Genomic DNA, 16,958 nt, shown 5'->3' with positions numbered 1-16,958 from the left:
GGCTAAACGTCGGAAAATCATGCACAGGCTCATTAGAAAGATAAAGGTTTATGCAAATGAAGGCCGCATTCTGTTTTATTCAATCCGACCCAGCGGCCTGACCGTAAATCGCTTTCATTCTGAAGCGGTTTTGTGCAGTGGATGCAGCCAATGCTTGGATAACCGCGTTTATGCAAAGGATTATATGGCAGCTGATGTGTCAAAATGTAATCCCAAACATCCTCCCAGCTCCAATGGATCAGCGGACAGATTTTAATGGATGAAAATTTGTCGTCTTTATTAATAAATTGCGTTTTGGCTCGAGTCGGCGATTGCTCTCTCCTTAATCCGGACAACCAAGCTTTTTTCATGGCTAAAACTTCTGAAAAAGGATGAATTTTTCGAATGTTGCAGCATAGATCAGGATTCCGCTTCCATAATGCTTCCCCGTATTGCAAAGCTTGCTCTTCTAATGTAAGGGAAGTCTGTATGACTTTTATTCGGAAAGCAGGGTATTTTTGTTTTACACGTTCTATGAGTTCATATGTTTCCTGAAAATGGACATTCGTATCGATGAAAACGATGATTGCCTCAGGATACACTTTGTGGATTAAGTCCAGAAGGACCATTCCTTCCGCACCAAAACTGCAAGCATAAATTACATCATCTTGAAAGGTTTGATACGTCCATTTGATGACATCCAGCTCATCGCTTCCTGCGAACAGATCGTTTAATCGTTTATAATCAATCTCCTCGAGAAGCTCGTATGATAGTTGAATTTCTGGTTTCATTTCTTCCCATCCTTCATTTCAAATTTCCATAAAACAGTGCTTTTACAGCAGCTTGATCCCGCTGGCGAGGATGAAGACCGCAATCAACGTTCGCAGCGGTTTGGCCGGCACTTTTGTCGACAGCATGCTGCCGATTATAACCCCTGGTATCGAACCGGCAAGGAGCTGGATTAAAAGCGAAAAATCGACATTGCCGGCTCCCAAATGCAGCAAGCAATTGACAGACACTAACATGAACGCATGGAAAATGTCCGTTCCAACAAGGTCCGAAGTTTTTAGTTGATAAAAGAAAATCAAAGCCATTGCAAATAAAGAACCTGAACCGACGGATGTGAGCCCGACAATAAATCCAAAGATGCATCCGATCAAGATGGTCAACGGCTTCTTTTGTTCGAGCGAAAGAGCCTGAAAACGATTAGGTCTTAGCTGTTTATCGAATAAAACACGAATCAAAGTGGAAACAGCAACAAAAATCAAAACATAGCCAAGGGCATTTTGAATGAGCTGATCTTCATTGAAAATTCCTTTATTCCAAAAAAGAATGAGAACAGTTGCCAAAATGCTGCACGGAATGCTGCCCATCGCCAAATACTTGACTAATGAAAAGTTAACCGTTTTTTGCCTCCAGTGCTGCACTGCCCCAAACAATTTTGTAACGGCATTAAAAGCAAGGTCAGTTCCTACTGCCAAGGAAGGGCTGATGCCAATGGCAACTAAAAAGGGCGTTAGAAGGGCGGCTCCTCCTACCCCGGTTAAACCAATAAGAATTCCAATCAACAATCCCGAAATAATCATTGCAAACCCCGCAGTGTTCGGTTAAGTTTCAGTTTTTCCCCTAGGGATTGGACATGTTCACACTCCTTGCAAATTTTGATTACAGTTCCTTATATATGCCCATATCAAAAAAAAGGTGAAAATCCAATTTTGTAAGGGAAGGGATCGCCAATATGAAAGTAAAATGATGAAGGGAAAAAGGATGGGGAAATGCCGGAAGGACAGGTCTATCGGACAGGAAAAAGGGGAACCGAAGCAGAAAAAATCAATGTTTAGCAAATTTTATGAATAGGGTCCATTTCAAAACGTGCCTTTTTCTGCTGAAAACGAACGATCCGTTCATGTTCACCAATAGGTTAAACCCTTTCAATAAGCGCTGGCTCATCATATTTTGGCGAGTTTATTTTTGTAGAAACAGGGTAAATCTCCCATTCTTCTGTTTCATAGGGCATAAGAAGAGACTGAAGAAAAGATAAATGATCATCATTTTTCTTGTCCAGCCATATGTTTTCCACTTGGGGATGTAAAATCACCGGCATCCGATTGTGAACGGATGAAATGAGATCATTAGCTGCCGTCGTAATGATGGTGCAAGAAAAAAGTTCTTTTCCATCTTGGCCGCGCCATCTGTCCCAAAGTCCGGCCATGGCGAACAACTTGTTGTTTTTCAGCTGAATCCGGTAGGGCTGTTTTCGGTTGTTTTCCTTTTTCCATTCATAAAAACCATCCGCAACAATCAGGCATCTCTGCTTTTTAAAAGCATGTTTAAAAGCAGCTCTTTCGGCAAGTGTTTCGGCTCTTGCGTTAATAAAACGATTTCCTACGGAAGGATCTTTCGCCCAAAAGGGAACAAGCCCCCATTTTAAATAACCGGCCCGATTATTGCGGCCGTCGTTAATAACTACTAATACGTTTTGGGAGGGGGCAATGTTATACCTTTTGCTGTAATTTTCAATATCATTTGCAATGCAGAAACGCAAAACAATATCATCACCATTTTGAAACAGAGAAAATCTGCCGCACATTTTCTCATCTCCATTAACATGTTAAATTTAAAAATCCATTCGCTAAATTGGATGACAAATCAAAAAGAGCCACACTATATTGAATCAGTAAAAAAGTTTTATTATTTATGGCTGCTTTTATACATAGATTTGACGAAAGATCTTTTCACGCATCCGTTTTGCATAAATCTTTTTTAGTTTCCCACATAGATACGATTTAATAAAAGGAAATTTGGAAAAGGAGTTAGATAAAAAGATAAATTTGATGATTGCTTGACATTTTTTATCATCATATCTCACAAAAATGAGGTCCTTACGTTCTTTTGGTGAAAAGTCGAGATAATTGAGAATAAGAAGCTGAAAAACTCCAATTTGCACACTAATTTTCTCAATTAGCCTCTTCCTATCACCAAAATTGTGTAAGAGCCAAAAATGAATGTTGGGAAATGAAAAAGTTTGGCAAGGTGGTTGACATTTTTATTATTATTATCGATAATGATAATAAAAAGGAGAAAATGATATGATCAATCAACCGATTTCTTTCAAAAGCTTTGGAAAAGTGTTAAAAGGACAGGTTACAATGCTTCACAAAGACGGCCAAAAAAAACCGGCCATTCTGATTCTTCCGGGATCGGGGCCGTTAAATCGTGACGGCAATGATGCCAAAGGGAAATTCCAACTGAACGTGTATAAGCAATTGGCGCATTTTCTTGCTTCATTGGACTTTGTTATTTTAAGGTATGATAAAAGAGGGGTAGGGGACAGTGAAGGTGATTATTTTTCGACCGGCATGTGGGATCTTGTCAATGATGCCAAAAATGCTGTTCGGTTTTTAAAGGAACACCCGCAAGTGGATCAAGAAAAGATCATTGTTTTGGGCCATAGTGAAGGGACAACGCTTGCTATCGCTTTAAACGCCTTGGAAGAAATACACGGACTTATTCTTCTTGCCGGTGCAGGCGAGAGGATGGAAGAAGCGTTATACAGGCAGCGGCAGCTGGCATATGAAGCATTAAAGAATGTGAAAGGCTTGAAGGGAAAATTGATTCGCATGCTGAAGATCGAAGAAAAAAATGAAAAAAAAGCGAACAATTTTTTCAACAAAATCATGCAATCCGATCAAGATGTTATAAAAGTTTTCTTTCAAAAAATAAATGCCAAATGGTTCCGTGAACATTTGCAATATGATGTTCTTGAAGACCTTCAAAAGGTTCACTGCCCGGTTTTAGCGATGACGGGCGACAAAGATTTCCAAGCTGATCCGGAAAAATTGCAAATTCTCCCTAATTTTATTAAAGGGGACTTGGAATATTATGTCATTCATAATATGGATCATCTTTTAAAAAAACATGAAGGTGACTTCAATGTTTTGCGCATGAAAACCATTTACCGGAAAAAAGGGGATCAACCTCTTCATGAAGAGCTTTGCAGTTATTTGCAAAAATGGCTGGTAAACCATTTCAAAACGATTTAATGAGGTGCTTCTGATGAAAAATTCAAAAGCAGATTTATTATTGCATCCGATCAGATTGCGAATCATTCAAACATTGCTGGGAGGAAAACGTTTAACGGTCCAAGAAATGATGGAATATCTTCCGGAAGTTCCGCAAGCGTCTTTATATCGTCATCTGAAAAAGCTTGAAGAAGCCGGTCTGGTTGACATCGCCGATAAAAGAAAAGTGAGGGGGACAATTGAAAAAGTTTATTCGCTCCCAAATGAAGCGAACGAATTAACCAAAGAAGAATTGCAATCAATGAGCCGGGAAGAACATATGAAGGTTTTTATGAATTTTATTGCCAATATTGTAGCGGACTTTGAAAAGTATTTGCAACAAGAAAAAACTGATTTTGTTAAAGATGGGGCAGGCTACAGACAAGTAAGTTTTTATGCCAGCGATGAAGAGTTTTCACATTTTATCCGAACCATCAGCAAAGAGATGAAGATATTAATGAATCAACAGCCGTCGCCCGAACGAAAAAAGAGAATATTGACCACTATTGTTGTGCCTGCAGGAGAACAAAATTGAAAAAAGGGCTTTAGAGATCATATGAATCAAAATAAAACAGAACAAAAGCCCTTCATTTAAGTGAATCTTGTCGGAGCAAACGATTGCAGTGAAAAATATTGAATACAGCGCCTATCGCTTGTTGCAGAACGGTAGAAGAAGGCGATCGTTGAAAAAAGGGGTATGCCTCCCCCGCTTTTTTAAAAAAATTTTTGGATCATTCAGCTTTTCCTTCAAGAGATCTCTTCTATTCGTGCTGTCCATGTGAACGATCAATCAATCTTTTCAAAATCATTTTTGATCCTCGTTTGGCCTCTCTTGCAGCTTCTTAGTGATTGCCTTATGTTTTCATTCTTAGATTTTTGCCAAATTTTATGTTAAATCAAGAAAAGAACAAAAATTAACAAGAAAAAATTTTCCAATTACATTAACATGAACAGGAATGCAGTTTTCAGCAAATTCGTGTTGGCAATCAATAAACAAGAAAAACAAAAATCCATTTTTTATTTACTATAAAATTATTATGTAAACTACTATTTTTAGGGTCATAAAGTTGGTGAAAATCTTAGCCGAATTCGGGTGAAATGGCTATCGGAGTTATCAGGAAAATATAATATCTTAAAAAACGCTGATCTGTGTTGTCAATCGCAGATTTTTTTTATGCAAAAAAATTGGAAAATGGAAGATAAGTCTCTCTTAAAGATTAAATTTTAATTTTTATTACAATCTCCAAATTGGATTAAAACTAAAAGAAAACAGTTATTCAGGAGTAAACAATTTTAAATTTTTGTTTAACAGAAATAAATGGGATAACTTTCTAAATAAAAAAGAAAACTATAAACAAGATTTTGAAGGAACAGGGAAAGGATGAGCAGTATGCGGCGGAAACGAAAAAAATTCAAAATAAAAAAAGAAACGAATGTTTGCGAATCAATCAACCATCAAGAGGCGAAACAGGAGTCTCTTTCAAATAAATTGACCGAAAATGAAAGCAAATTCCGTTTAATTTATAACAATTGCATGGACGTCGTGTTTCGAACTTTTTCTATCGGAGGAAAAAGGGCTCTTCTCATATACATAGAAGGGCTGACCAACATTGAAGAAGTTGAAAAAAGTGTACTTTCTCCACTTGCGAAGGTTCAAGAAGAGGAAAATAGAAATATTTTCAGCATTATTCAAGAAAGAATTACTGTTCCTAATATAAAAAAAATTGGGAACTATGGGGACTGTATTGATGAAATTTCGTCTGGAAATCCTGTGTTATTGGTCGATATGATCGAAAAAGGAATAGCGTTAAGTCTTTCAAAGTGGGAAAAGCGTTCTATTGATGAGCCGACGGCCGAAGTTGTTGTCAGGGGACCGCGTGAGGGGTTTGTAGAAACATTGCAGGTAAATACATCCCTCATTCGCCGGAAAATTAGAAGCCCGCTTTTGAAATTGGAAATGATGGAAATCGGCCGATATTCAAAAACTAAGATAGCCATCATGTACATTGAAGACTTAATTGATCAGTCTTTACTGGAAGAAGTCAGAAACAGACTTAGCCGTATAAGAATTGATGGAATATTGGAATCGGGGATGATTGAGGAGTTTATTAACGATCATCCTTATTCGCCATTCCCGCAGGTTTTAACGACAGAGCGCCCAGATGTATTGACGGCGAGCCTGCTTGAAGGGCGTTTGGCATTACTAATTGATGGAACACCTGTCACCATTATTGTCCCGACCACTTTGTTTTCATTATTGCAATCAGGTGAAGACTATTATGAAACGTTTCCAATCGGATCAGCAATTCGCTGGCTCAGATACTTTTTCCTTTTAATTTCCTTGCTTTTGCCATCTCTTTATGTGGCTGTCATCACTTATCATCAAGAAATGGTTCCTAACACGCTGTTGATTAGTATGGCAGCTTCACGGGAGCAAATTCCGTTTCCCGCTCTCGTCGAGGCATTAATAATGGAAATAACGTTTGAAGCATTGCGGGAAGCTGGATTACGGCTGCCTAAACAAGTAGGATCTGCCGTCAGCATTGTCGGTGCAATCGTCATAGGAGAAGCAGCTGTTAATGCTGGTATTGTATCCGCACCGATGGTGATTGTTGTCGCTGTTACCGGAATTGCTTCTTTTACAATACCGCGTTATCCTACAGCAATCGCCTTTCGCATCCTAAGGTTTCCGATTATTCTTCTTGCAGGAACACTTGGTTTATTAGGCATTATGCTTGGGATCATCTTGATCATCGTTCATTTATCTACATTAAGATCTTTTGGCGTCCCATACTTATCTCCAATAGCACCAGCGAAATTTAGCGAGATGAAAGATGTTCTCTGGCGAGCCCCTTGGTGGAAGTTGGATACTAGACCACATTTAACAGGAGAATACAATAAATTTCGCCAATCTCCAGGGCAAATGCCTGATCCGAACAAAGGAGGAGAAACGTAAATTCGACATGAGAGGGTGGATAAAATGTTGAAAAATGGCAGGATCAGCGCTTTACAGATGGCCATCATGATGCATCCGACAATCGTCTCAACAGCTATCCTCATTGCACCGTCCATCACGGGAAGATTTGCCAAACAAGATTTATGGTTATCGCCAATATGGGGTTCGGCAACAGGGTTTCTGGCTGTTTACTTCGTTTACAAACTGAATCATTTTTTTCCAAAAAAGACGTTTATTGAATATAGCAAGGATATTCTTGGATCTTTTCCTGCAAAAGCAGTCGGTGTTTTGTTCCTTATGTTTTATCTATTTTTGACTGGTTTAGCATTGAGGCAATACGGGGAGTTTGTCATAGGAAATTTTTTAACAAGAACGCCGAGTATTGTTATTACTGTTAGTATGATCATTGTTTGTGCCCTTGCTGTGAAAGGCGGAATTGAAGTGATAGCAAGAACAGCACAAGTATTTATGCCAGTTGTCGCTGCTGTTATCATATTTATTTCCATTTTGTTAATCGGGGATCTTAATTTCAAAAATATTTTTCCAATCATGGGGCAAGGGTTAATGCCCTCCTTAATAGGAGCAATCGTCCCTTCTGCTTGGAACAGTGAATTTTTTCTTCTTTCGCTGCTATTTCCGTTTATTAACGACGCAAAAAAAGGATTAAAGCTAGGGATGATAACGGTCGTAGCAGTTATGTTCATGTTGGTGATAGCAAATTTATATTCACTTTTTTTATTCGGAAATGCAACTTCTATATTTATTTATCCTGTTATGACAGCAACACGGTATATAAACGTAGCGGATTTTCTTCAGCATGTAGAGGCATTTGTTATGGCCGTTTGGATTCCAGGCATTTTTATCAAAATTTCCGTTCTCTACTATGCAATCGTTCTCGGTACCGCACAATTGTTAAATCTCTCTGATTACCGGCCAATTGTATTTCCAGTTGGATTTTTATTGACCGTCTTTTGTTATTGGTCAATTCCAAATTTAAGTATTTTGTATGACATCTTGAAAAACATTTGGCCATTATTTTGGCTTTTTCATATAGCCATACCTTTAATTTTGTTGATCATTGCATTCGTACGAAAAAAAAGAGCGGAGTGCAAAAAATAAAAAAAACGGTGATAAAGATGAACATGTATCACAACCATTTACTAAAATTTATAAATATACCGCTTGTTTTGTTTTTGACAGCACTTTTACTTGTTGGCTGTTGGGATCGTGTCGAACTCAATGACTTAGGGCTTGTGCTGGCAGCAGGAATTGATAAAGCGGATAATGATCGAATTAAACTGTCTTTACAATTTGCTGTTCCGGGGGCCATGGGTATCCAATCATCTGTCGGCGGTGGGCAAGAAGGAAAAAACCCGACGGTTGTAGAAAGCGCAACAGGGAAAACGATTGTTGAGGCAATGTCTCTATTGCAGGCCAAATTTTCACGGCGTATATTTTGGGGACAAAGCCAAGTTGTCATTATTGGGAAGGACCTTGCTCAAACGGATGATATTAAAAAACATATCGATTTTTTTGCGCGTTACCCAAAAGCGAGAATTAGGGCGAATGTTTTTGTCGCCGACGGACAAGCAATTGATATTTTAAAAGTGGTTCCTGTTGTCGATCGAAGCTCCTCAGAAGTGGCAAGGGAGTTGGCAAACTTTAATATCGGAATGCAAGTAACCGTTAAAGATTTAATAGAATCATTATCTGATGAACAAAAAGTTGCAGATTTGCCTGTGATCGAAACCAATAAGGAAGGCGGTTTAATTTTAAATGGAACAGCTGTTCTTAAAAATGGTCAAATGATCGGGCAATTGAACGAAAGGCTGACAAGAGGATTATTATGGTTAAAAGATGAAATGGGAATTTCTACTATAACGGTTAAGCCAAAAGGATATAACAACGAAATAACCTTTAATATTCTTCGCTCTCGAACACACCTCATTCCGAAAATTAACAACGGAAAATGGAAAATATTATTGAAAATTGCGATAGAAGATGATATGTCGGAAAATGAGACACCAATAAACCCTCTGGAACCTTCCTTGATTAAGGACATTGAAAAACAGTTATCGGATACGATAGAACATAGAATATACCAGACACTCGAGGTTGTCCAAAAGGAAATGAAAACAGATATTATTGACTTTGGAAAAACATTTAACAGACATTATCCAGATGAATGGGAAAAAGTGAAAGACCGATGGGATCAAAAATTTCCAGAAATCGAGGTCGAAATTGAAAGTAACGTCAATATTAAAAGACCAGGAATGATTTCAACACAATAAAGGGGAAAAAACGAAGAGGTGAATAAAAAATGGAATTGACATGGGTAATTGGAATCAGTTTAGCAGCAGTTTCCATCATTTATTTTGAATGGAGAGGCATGAATAAAAACCAGAAGAAAGAAAAATTGGTTGCCCTAACGCTTACAATGATCGGGTGGACAATCGGCTGTCTCCTAGTTTACTTTCCGGATTTGCCGGGGCCATCCGATTTATTAAATATCATTTTTCGGCCATTCAAGAAGATTTTGCAATAAATTTATTGGCTTTTATGCAGAAAGTGGATTTCGGAGGCATTTATGAAACTAACTATCCAATTTTATATTGGTGCATTGGCAATAGAACAGCTTTTTCAACTTTCAGACTGGCGTCCAACAGTGTTCCCGTTTGTGATTTTAATGATTGTCTTCAATTTTTGGGGGTCAGAAAGATATTAAGAATTTGGAAAGTATGTAGAGGGGACTTTATTATTTTTTGATTATCCTAAAAAATAGAGAACAACCAGCGAAACTTAGAGACAAAAAATTAGCAAAGGAAAGACTATCCTTTTTTCTCATTGGTAATCGTTTTATCATTTTTATTCAATGATCAACGAGAACAGATGTTTTTCAGAATTTATGTTTCCATCCTTTGGTGAATCGCTTTTTAGTGTCTGTTGTACATGTATGATTAAATGGGAAATAAATCAAGACACAATCTGCCAAGATTCCCGCTCAAAAAAATATGTTAGAAAATCTTACATAAAACTTTGATATTATGATTGATGAGGATATACTTAAAAGCAGGAATTTTGTGGATCTTTTTCATTAAAGAAAAAGGTGGCAATTTAGCGGTATAAGATGAATCGCCGAAGCAATAAGGGAGCTTTCGGCGACCATCCGTCTTTTCGTTTTTTTATACAATTCCTTGTTCCACCATTGCATCAGCAACTTTTTTAAATCCGGCGATGTTTGCGCCGGCGACAAGATTTCCGGGGCAGCCGTATACATTGGCAGCATTGACACAATTTCGATAAATATTTTTCATGATTTCACGCAGTTTTCCGTCGACATCTTCGAAACTCCAAGACAACCTTGCGCTGTTTTGAGCCATTTCCAAGGCAGAAACAGCAACACCGCCTGCATTCGCAGCTTTTGCAGGTCCGAATAGAATATTGTTTGATAAGAAGACGTCAATCGCTTCTAATGTTGACGGCATATTAGCCCCTTCGCCGACGGCTTTAACACCATTGGACACAAGCAGTTCGGCCGCTTTTTTGTCGATTTCATTTTGAGTCGCACAAGGGAGGGCAATATCACACGGAATGGACCAAATGCCTGAACAGCCCTCATAATATTCAGCGTGAGGATGTTCATTGATATATTCTTTTATTCTCTTTCTTTCGATTTCTTTGATCCTTTTGACGGTTTCAAGCTTGATTCCCTCTTTATCAAAAATGTAGCCATTCGAGTCGCTGCAGGCGACAACTTTTGCACCTAACTGCATCGCTTTCTCAATTGCGTAGATGGCAACGTTCCCAGAACCAGAGACAACAACTGTGCTTCCTTTGAAACTAAGTCCGTTGTCTTGAAGCATTTCTTCCACAAAGTACACCGTTCCATACCCCGTTGCTTCCGTTCTTCCTAAGCTCCCACCATATCCAATTCCTTTTCCGGTCAACACTCCGCCTTCAAAACCGCCGCGAATTCTTTTATATTGGCCAAACATGTATCCGATTTCCCTTGCACCGACACCTATATCGCCAGCAGGGACGTCAATATCAGGACCAATATGTTTATAAAGCTCTGTCATAAAGCTTTGTGCAAATCTCATGATTTCCCCTTCTGATTTGCCTTTCGGATCAAAATCGGCTCCGCCTTTTCCGCCGCCGATCGGTTGGCCGGTCAGCGAATTTTTAAAGATTTGTTCAAACCCTAAAAATTTTATAATACTCATGTTCACGGTCGGATGAAAGCGCAAGCCTCCTTTATATGGTCCGATTGCACTATTATATTGCACCCTGAATCCACGGTTTACGCGCACGTTTCCTTGATCATCCACCCATGGAACACGAAAAGTGATCATTCTTTCCGGCTCAACAATTCTCTCAAGTATTCCCAGTTTCCTATATGTAGAATGTTGGGCAAGAACCGGAACTAATGAGTCTAAAATTTCTTTTACAGCTTGGTGAAACTCAGGCTCATTCGGATTTCGTTCTTTTACGGATTGGAAAACTTCCTTGACATACTGTTTTGCTTTTTCCACTTCACTTTGACTCATAAGTAATTGATTCATAGCTCCACTCCTATCCAAAAATTTAACATAATAAGCTTCATACAGTTAGGAAGAATCAAACAATTCAGTGAATGACTTACAGTGAATGGGAATCAAGTGTTCTAAGGAAGTGAGATCTACAATAAAAGATTCTACAACACATTAAAGCAAAAAACAAATATTCAAAGGTTTGAACAGACCACTTTTTCTAGTATTGTCACATTTATAAAACCGCCCTTTGGAAAGTTTTCAGATGAACCTTATCGATATTTTTGAAGCAATCCCTTTTTTGCCGGCTTCAGTCAGTTTCGGATAACGTATACCCCGGTACCCCGGGTTAAGGCTGTTTGGAACGGAAGCACTATGAACAAACCTTCCTTCATCAAGTGATGTAAAAAAATTTTAAAGAGCCTTTTCATAAGTTTTTTCTGAATAAAGTTTTGCTGTTTAAAAAATGATTGACTTGAATTAAAGATTATCATAATATTAATAATGCATTTTATTAATATTTAACAAACAGAATTATTAAGCAAATAAACGATTGAGTTTGCGTCAGCTTTTTGGCAATGCACTATTTTGAAGGAATGAAGGAGGATAAAGGAAAATGAATGTGAAAAAACTTGTCATTCTCAATATTGTTGTCCTGTTTATATTGGTTTTGGGAGGTTTCGCTGGTTTTTATTATTACAATGAGTCCGTCAATTATATTAAGACAGATTATGCGAAAGTGGACGGGAGACAGTTGGTGATTTCCGCTCCGGCTGCCGGAAAATTAACAAAATTTTCTGGAAATGTTGGCGATCATTTCAATAAAGACGGTGTGATCGGAAAACTGTTTGTTCCAGGTGAAGAAGAACAAGTAGACATTACAATGCCGCAATCCGGAACAATCGTGCAAACAAATGCGGTTGAAAATTCAATGGTGGCAGCTGGAACTCCATTAGCTTATGCATATGATTTCGATCATTTATGGATCACAGCCAATATTAAAGAAACGGTTATCGAAGAGGTTAAAGAAGGCCAAGATGTCGACATTTATATTGATGGTTACAGTGATTCGAAACTTACAGGAAAAGTAGAGCAAATCGGAAAAACGACGGCAAGTGTCTTTTCGCTGCTGCCAAGCGAAAATGCGGATGCCAATTATACAAAAGTAACGCAAGTGATACCTGTAAAAATTTCTATTGATGATGCAAAAGGATTAAAAATCATGCCGGGAATGAACGCAGAGGTGCGCATTCACAAATAAAATGGTATCCAACTATATTGAAGGAGGTGGGAAAATGCCGTTTACAATCAGCTATGCCATTTTCGCAATTATTGTGCTGATAGCCGTCAACTTTTTATTTATTCGAAAAAAAAGAAAAAGAGATTTGCAGTTGGATAGCGGGAAGGAAGCTGCTGTTCAAGAAGCGCCTATCGGCAAAGTGCTGTTTGTTTTAATGTTCGGCATGTTCATCGCAATATTGAATCAAACATTATTGAATGTGGCGCTTCCGGTCATGATGACAGACTTAAATGTGAATGCAACAACAGCCCAATGGCTGATGACAGGTTTTATGCTTGTGAACGGAATTTTAATTCCAATCAGTGCATTTTTGGTTGAAAATTACGGGTTTCGCAAATTGTTTATTGCGGCAATGGCTTCGTTTACGCTCGGATCGCTCGTTTGCGCTGTGTCCACTACATTTGCGTTAGTCATGACCGGAAGGATTATTCAGGCGATCGGTGCAGGCATCTTAATGCCTCTTGGCATGAATATTTTTATGACCGTTTTTCCTCCTGAAAAAAGGGGAGCGGCAATGGGGACAATGGGAATAGCGATGATTTTGGCTCCGGCCATTGGCCCGACTGTTTCCGGATGGGTTGTGCAAAATTATGATTGGCATTTGATGTTTTATGCGATGGTTGTCATTGGGTTGATTGATATTTTGTTCGCTTTCGCTTGGTTTCATTTAGAAAAAGAATTAACTCGCCCAACGTTTGATGTTCAAGGGATTATCTATTCAAGCATTGGATTCGGCGGGATTTTATATGGGTTTAGTGAAGCGGGAAGCAAGGGCTGGTCAAGTGCTGAAGTCGCTATTAGCTTGCTGGTCGGGGTTGTCTTTTTAATTTTCTTTGTCATCAGACAATTGAAGGTGGAAAAACCGCTTCTTGAATTGCGGGTGCTTCGGTATAACATGTTTACTTTTACATTAATCATCAATTCGATTGTAACAATGGCATTATTCGGCGGGATGCTTTTGCTGCCGATTTATTTGCAAAACATCCGCGGGTTTACGCCGATTGAATCCGGGTTATTGCTTTTGCCGGGAGCACTTATTATGGGTTTGATGGGACCTGTAGCCGGGAAAATTTTTGATCGGTATGGCGTAAGAGGGCTGGCGATTGTCGGCCTGGCAATCACAACGTATGGGACATATGAATTTACCCAACTCACAGCTGATACGCCATATAAAACCATTTTAGGAATTTATATGCTTAGGTCTTTTGGAATGTCGCTTATCATGATGCCAATCATGACAGCCGGAATGAACCAGCTTCCGCTAAACATGATTTCCCATGGAACGGCAATGTCCAACACGATCCGCCAAGTGGCTGGATCGATTGGAACGGCGTTGTTAGTGACCGTGATGACGCAACAATCGACCAATCACATGTCAGATTTTTCTAATCTCGTTTCAAAAACGGATCCAATGTTGATGAGCCGGCTTCAAGCAATGGGCGGCAGCATCGCGAAATCCGCTGGATTATCGGAGCAAGCAGGTCAATCGATCGGCGTTCAAGCGTTATTTGGCCAAGCTTTGCAGCAATCAACAATTAAAGGAATTAACGATGCTTTTTACATCGCCACCATTTTGGCGTTCATCGCGCTTGTTCTCTCTTTTTTCTTAAAAACGCCAAAAGAAATAAAAAAGGAATAGAAAAAAAGCATTGCCATGACCGCATCTGTTTGGAAATTAACGGAAAATTCATTTCATCGGCTATCGGTTGGCCGCCATCCTCGAATCAGGGGATCGGCGGCATTTTTTTACGGGAGAAAAAAAGCGTTTTTATCTATCGTCCCAATCATTCGTTTCGTGTATTATCCATACACCATTTTCCGCTTTAATTGTATCTTTCGGCCGCACAAAGGATGAGGAAGGCGCTTTTTGAAATGGTTTTCCCTAATTGATTTTCACGCTGATGCTCCATGGAATAAAAATGCTATTTAGAAGAAAACCATTTTTATCAACTAATGAAAAATTGCGGTGATAATGGCATTACAACAAACGGCGGCATTCGATCAGTTGTATATTGGATTGTTTATTATGCTCATTTCTTTCCTATTTATGCCGGTTTATTTATAATAATACGGAGACCGCAGCACTTTAAGGAGGTTGTACATTGTCAACATTTCACCGGAAGCCAAATACATTTGTTAAACGAGTAGATTTGAGAGTTGCCGATTTCAATCGTTCGCTTGCGTTTTACCAAAATGTAATCGGATTTGAAATTTTGCAGCAATCGGAACGGAAAGCAGTATTAACCGCTGATGGACAAACTGGAATTCTCACGATCGAGCAACCAGATGATGTAATTCCCAAACAAAACAGGACAACCGGTTTGTATCACTTTGCCCTGCTGTTGCCTGACCGTCATGAATTAGGAAAAGTTTTCAAACATCTTCTTGACATCGGCTATCCATTGCAAGGAGGATCCGATCATCTTGTCAGCGAAGCGCTTTATTTAGCGGATCCTGATGGAAACGGCATCGAAATTTATGCTGATCGGCCGTCGGAAAGCTGGCATTGGAGTGATGGAGAGGTGAACATGTCAACTGAACCGTTAAATGTCGAAAGTCTTTTAGCCGAAGGAAAAGGAGAATATTGGGGAAAACTTCCGAAAAATACGATCATGGGCCACATTCATTTACATGTTTCAGATTTGCGGAAATCTGAGGAGTTTTATTGCGCCGGCCTCGGATTTGACGTCGTATGCCGGTATGGAAACAGTGCGCTGTTTATTTCAACTGGCAAATACCACCATCATATCGGATTAAATACTTGGAATGGTGTCGGTGCACCCAAACCTCCGGAAAACAGCGTCGGGTTGATTCAATTTTCTCTCGCATTTCCAGACGAGAATGTAAGGGAATCAGCAGTGGGCCGATTAAAACAATTAGGTTATCAAGTGTCAGAGAAAAACGGTTATTATCTTACAATAGACCCTTCAGGAAATCAAATTCGATTCGAGGTTGAATCTTGACAAAACCACTCCGTTTTTTTGCCAATTCTTATTTGCCGCGAAGTACAAGGGGGACGCCGTACAGTATGTAAAGGTGGGATGTCGGTAGTTTAGTTTGTGAAGCGACATGAAGTTGTTCCGGAAGACAAACATTTGCTTTCAAACAGAGACTGCCGGCCTTAAAGATGAAATGGCTGAAAAAAGTGAAAGCGAACAAATTGGCGGGCGAGCCCGTCTTTACACCTAAAACATACTAACATTAGTAGTACAGACCTAGGCCAAGGTTTGTGCTACTATTTTTTTATAGTAGAAGTGAAGGAAGGTCGAACAGCCCCTGGGACCAAATAGAGTCCGTATTAAAAACAGACCAACTTCACATCCTTATTTGAATCAGTTTAGTATGTTGGGTCCGAAGAGACCGTGTATAAGAAAATGGAATCGATAAGGCAATGTGAAGAACTTCTATGTTTGGCTAAAAAGGAGAGGCAGAAAATATGAAACACGTAGTGGCATTTGATGTCAGTATGGGGAAAAGTACAATGGTCATTTACGACCGTTATCGTCAATGCGAATATGAGGGTGAAATAACCCATAACCGTTACTCTTTCGAGAAATTAAACGAAACCCTTATATCTTTAACACAAAAAGATGGACAGGCACCTGATATTGTCTTTGAAGCAACAGGCGTATATTCAAAACCACTAGAACGATTCTTAGGTGATCAAGGTTATATGTATTATCGAGTTAACCCACTCGAAGCGAATATTCAAATGGCTTCAATGAGGAGACAAAAAACAGATAAAAGCGACGCTCATGAACTTGCGAAAACTCACTTTAGAGCTGAACGTGAACAAACTTATCAAGAAGAGGAATATTATAAACAAATGCGGGCAATGACGAGATATTATGATGAATTAAGTAGTGAAATGACGCATTTATATAGTCGTTTACATGCGATTCTACAATTGAGTTTTCCTGAGTTAGAAAAGCTATTCAGTAAACGTTCTGCTTTATTTTTGAATGTCGTTCAATTATACTCTCATCCGGATCATGTGTTAGTTTGTTCAAAAACAGTGATTCGTAATCGTTTAAAAGCCAACACAAGAAAAAACTTATCATTGGCACGTGCTGAAGAAAAAGGGATCGCTTTAATCGAAGCAGCAAAAGAAGCGTATCCAGCAATTTCAAAAG

At 39.0% G+C, this 16,958-nt stretch carries 15 protein-coding genes; 11 read left to right on the top strand and 4 right to left on the bottom strand.

The window, feature by feature from the left end; genetic code table 11:
• Positions 1-32: 32 nt before the first annotated feature.
• From AC0KTX_RS11760 to AC0KTX_RS11750, 3 genes are all read right to left on the bottom strand, one after another.
• Positions 33-770: a phosphoadenylyl-sulfate reductase gene (locus AC0KTX_RS11760; protein WP_474252364.1), complete on the bottom strand. Its 738-nt coding sequence runs from the start codon at positions 768-770 to the stop codon at positions 33-35.
• A gap of 42 nt (positions 771-812) precedes the next feature.
• The gene (locus tag AC0KTX_RS11755; protein WP_474252363.1) at positions 813-1,565 is read right to left on the bottom strand and encodes a sulfite exporter TauE/SafE family protein; all 753 of its coding nucleotides are present in this window, start codon (positions 1,563-1,565) and stop codon (positions 813-815) included.
• A gap of 335 nt (positions 1,566-1,900) precedes the next feature.
• Positions 1,901-2,569 (bottom strand): SOS response-associated peptidase, encoded by a 669-nt coding sequence (locus AC0KTX_RS11750; protein ID WP_474252362.1) that lies wholly within the window; start codon positions 2,567-2,569, stop codon positions 1,901-1,903.
• A 499-nt stretch (positions 2,570-3,068) separates the two neighbouring features.
• On the opposite strand from AC0KTX_RS11750, the gene AC0KTX_RS11745 reads away from it, so the two are divergent.
• The 7 genes from AC0KTX_RS11745 (at position 3,069) to AC0KTX_RS11715 (ending at position 9,721) form a co-directional block, all read left to right on the top strand.
• Positions 3,069-4,022: an alpha/beta hydrolase family protein gene (locus tag AC0KTX_RS11745; RefSeq protein ID WP_474252361.1), complete on the top strand. Its 954-nt coding sequence runs from the start codon at positions 3,069-3,071 to the stop codon at positions 4,020-4,022.
• A 13-nt stretch (positions 4,023-4,035) separates the two neighbouring features.
• The gene (locus tag AC0KTX_RS11740; protein WP_474252360.1) at positions 4,036-4,575 is read left to right on the top strand and encodes a helix-turn-helix domain-containing protein; all 540 of its coding nucleotides are present in this window, start codon (positions 4,036-4,038) and stop codon (positions 4,573-4,575) included.
• An 855-nt stretch (positions 4,576-5,430) separates the two neighbouring features.
• Positions 5,431-6,996: a spore germination protein gene (locus AC0KTX_RS11735; RefSeq protein ID WP_474252359.1), complete on the top strand. Its 1,566-nt coding sequence runs from the start codon at positions 5,431-5,433 to the stop codon at positions 6,994-6,996.
• Positions 6,997-7,020: 24 nt separating this feature from the next.
• A complete protein-coding gene (locus AC0KTX_RS11730; RefSeq protein WP_474252358.1) occupies positions 7,021-8,115 on the top strand; it encodes a GerAB/ArcD/ProY family transporter in 1,095 nt (364 codons plus the stop codon).
• 17 nt (positions 8,116-8,132) lie between these two features.
• Complete coding sequence (locus AC0KTX_RS11725; RefSeq protein ID WP_474252357.1) at positions 8,133-9,287, top strand: Ger(x)C family spore germination protein; 1,155 nt, start codon at positions 8,133-8,135, stop codon at positions 9,285-9,287.
• 29 nt (positions 9,288-9,316) lie between these two features.
• The gene (locus tag AC0KTX_RS11720) at positions 9,317-9,541 is read left to right on the top strand and encodes a hypothetical protein (protein WP_474252356.1); all 225 of its coding nucleotides are present in this window, start codon (positions 9,317-9,319) and stop codon (positions 9,539-9,541) included.
• Positions 9,542-9,583: 42 nt separating this feature from the next.
• On the top strand, positions 9,584-9,721 hold the full coding sequence (locus tag AC0KTX_RS11715; protein WP_474252355.1) for a hypothetical protein: 138 nt from the start codon (positions 9,584-9,586) through the stop codon (positions 9,719-9,721).
• A gap of 457 nt (positions 9,722-10,178) precedes the next feature.
• Here the strand turns inward: AC0KTX_RS11715 and gdhA are convergent, their stop codons facing one another.
• Positions 10,179-11,558, bottom strand: a complete 1,380-nt coding sequence (gene gdhA, locus AC0KTX_RS11710) for an NADP-specific glutamate dehydrogenase (protein ID WP_474252354.1) — start codon at positions 11,556-11,558, stop codon at positions 10,179-10,181.
• Positions 11,559-12,141: 583 nt separating this feature from the next.
• On the opposite strand from gdhA, the gene AC0KTX_RS11705 reads away from it, so the two are divergent.
• The 4 genes from AC0KTX_RS11705 to AC0KTX_RS11690 all read left to right on the top strand — a co-directional run.
• Positions 12,142-12,786: an HlyD family secretion protein gene (locus AC0KTX_RS11705; protein WP_474252353.1), complete on the top strand. Its 645-nt coding sequence runs from the start codon at positions 12,142-12,144 to the stop codon at positions 12,784-12,786.
• Positions 12,787-12,820: 34 nt separating this feature from the next.
• Complete coding sequence (locus AC0KTX_RS11700) at positions 12,821-14,464, top strand: DHA2 family efflux MFS transporter permease subunit (protein ID WP_474252352.1); 1,644 nt, start codon at positions 12,821-12,823, stop codon at positions 14,462-14,464.
• A 463-nt stretch (positions 14,465-14,927) separates the two neighbouring features.
• Entirely contained in the window at positions 14,928-15,788 is an 861-nt protein-coding gene (locus tag AC0KTX_RS11695; protein WP_474252351.1) for a VOC family protein, read from the top strand.
• A gap of 473 nt (positions 15,789-16,261) precedes the next feature.
• A partial coding sequence (locus tag AC0KTX_RS11690) for an IS110 family transposase (RefSeq protein ID WP_474252350.1) occupies positions 16,262-16,958 on the top strand: 697 nt, incomplete at its 3' end.

This window comes from Aeribacillus sp. JST-2, assembly GCF_056032925.1.
Note: the sequence above shows the minus strand (reverse complement) of the source record. Positions and strands in the feature narration are given on the sequence as shown.

Coding starts and splice junctions, on each gene's coding strand:
- AC0KTX_RS11760 (WP_474252364.1), bottom strand. CDS start 770: ATGAAACCAGAAATTCAACTATCATACGAGCTTCTCGAGGAGATTGAT.
- AC0KTX_RS11755 (WP_474252363.1), bottom strand. CDS start 1,565: ATGATTATTTCGGGATTGTTGATTGGAATTCTTATTGGTTTAACCGGG.
- AC0KTX_RS11750 (WP_474252362.1), bottom strand. CDS start 2,569: ATGTGCGGCAGATTTTCTCTGTTTCAAAATGGTGATGATATTGTTTTG.
- AC0KTX_RS11745 (WP_474252361.1), top strand. CDS start 3,069: ATGATCAATCAACCGATTTCTTTCAAAAGCTTTGGAAAAGTGTTAAAA.
- AC0KTX_RS11740 (WP_474252360.1), top strand. CDS start 4,036: ATGAAAAATTCAAAAGCAGATTTATTATTGCATCCGATCAGATTGCGA.
- AC0KTX_RS11735 (WP_474252359.1), top strand. CDS start 5,431: ATGCGGCGGAAACGAAAAAAATTCAAAATAAAAAAAGAAACGAATGTT.
- AC0KTX_RS11730 (WP_474252358.1), top strand. CDS start 7,021: ATGTTGAAAAATGGCAGGATCAGCGCTTTACAGATGGCCATCATGATG.
- AC0KTX_RS11725 (WP_474252357.1), top strand. CDS start 8,133: ATGAACATGTATCACAACCATTTACTAAAATTTATAAATATACCGCTT.
- AC0KTX_RS11720 (WP_474252356.1), top strand. CDS start 9,317: ATGGAATTGACATGGGTAATTGGAATCAGTTTAGCAGCAGTTTCCATC.
- AC0KTX_RS11715 (WP_474252355.1), top strand. CDS start 9,584: ATGAAACTAACTATCCAATTTTATATTGGTGCATTGGCAATAGAACAG.
- gdhA (WP_474252354.1), bottom strand. CDS start 11,558: ATGAATCAATTACTTATGAGTCAAAGTGAAGTGGAAAAAGCAAAACAG.
- AC0KTX_RS11705 (WP_474252353.1), top strand. CDS start 12,142: ATGAATGTGAAAAAACTTGTCATTCTCAATATTGTTGTCCTGTTTATA.
- AC0KTX_RS11700 (WP_474252352.1), top strand. CDS start 12,821: ATGCCGTTTACAATCAGCTATGCCATTTTCGCAATTATTGTGCTGATA.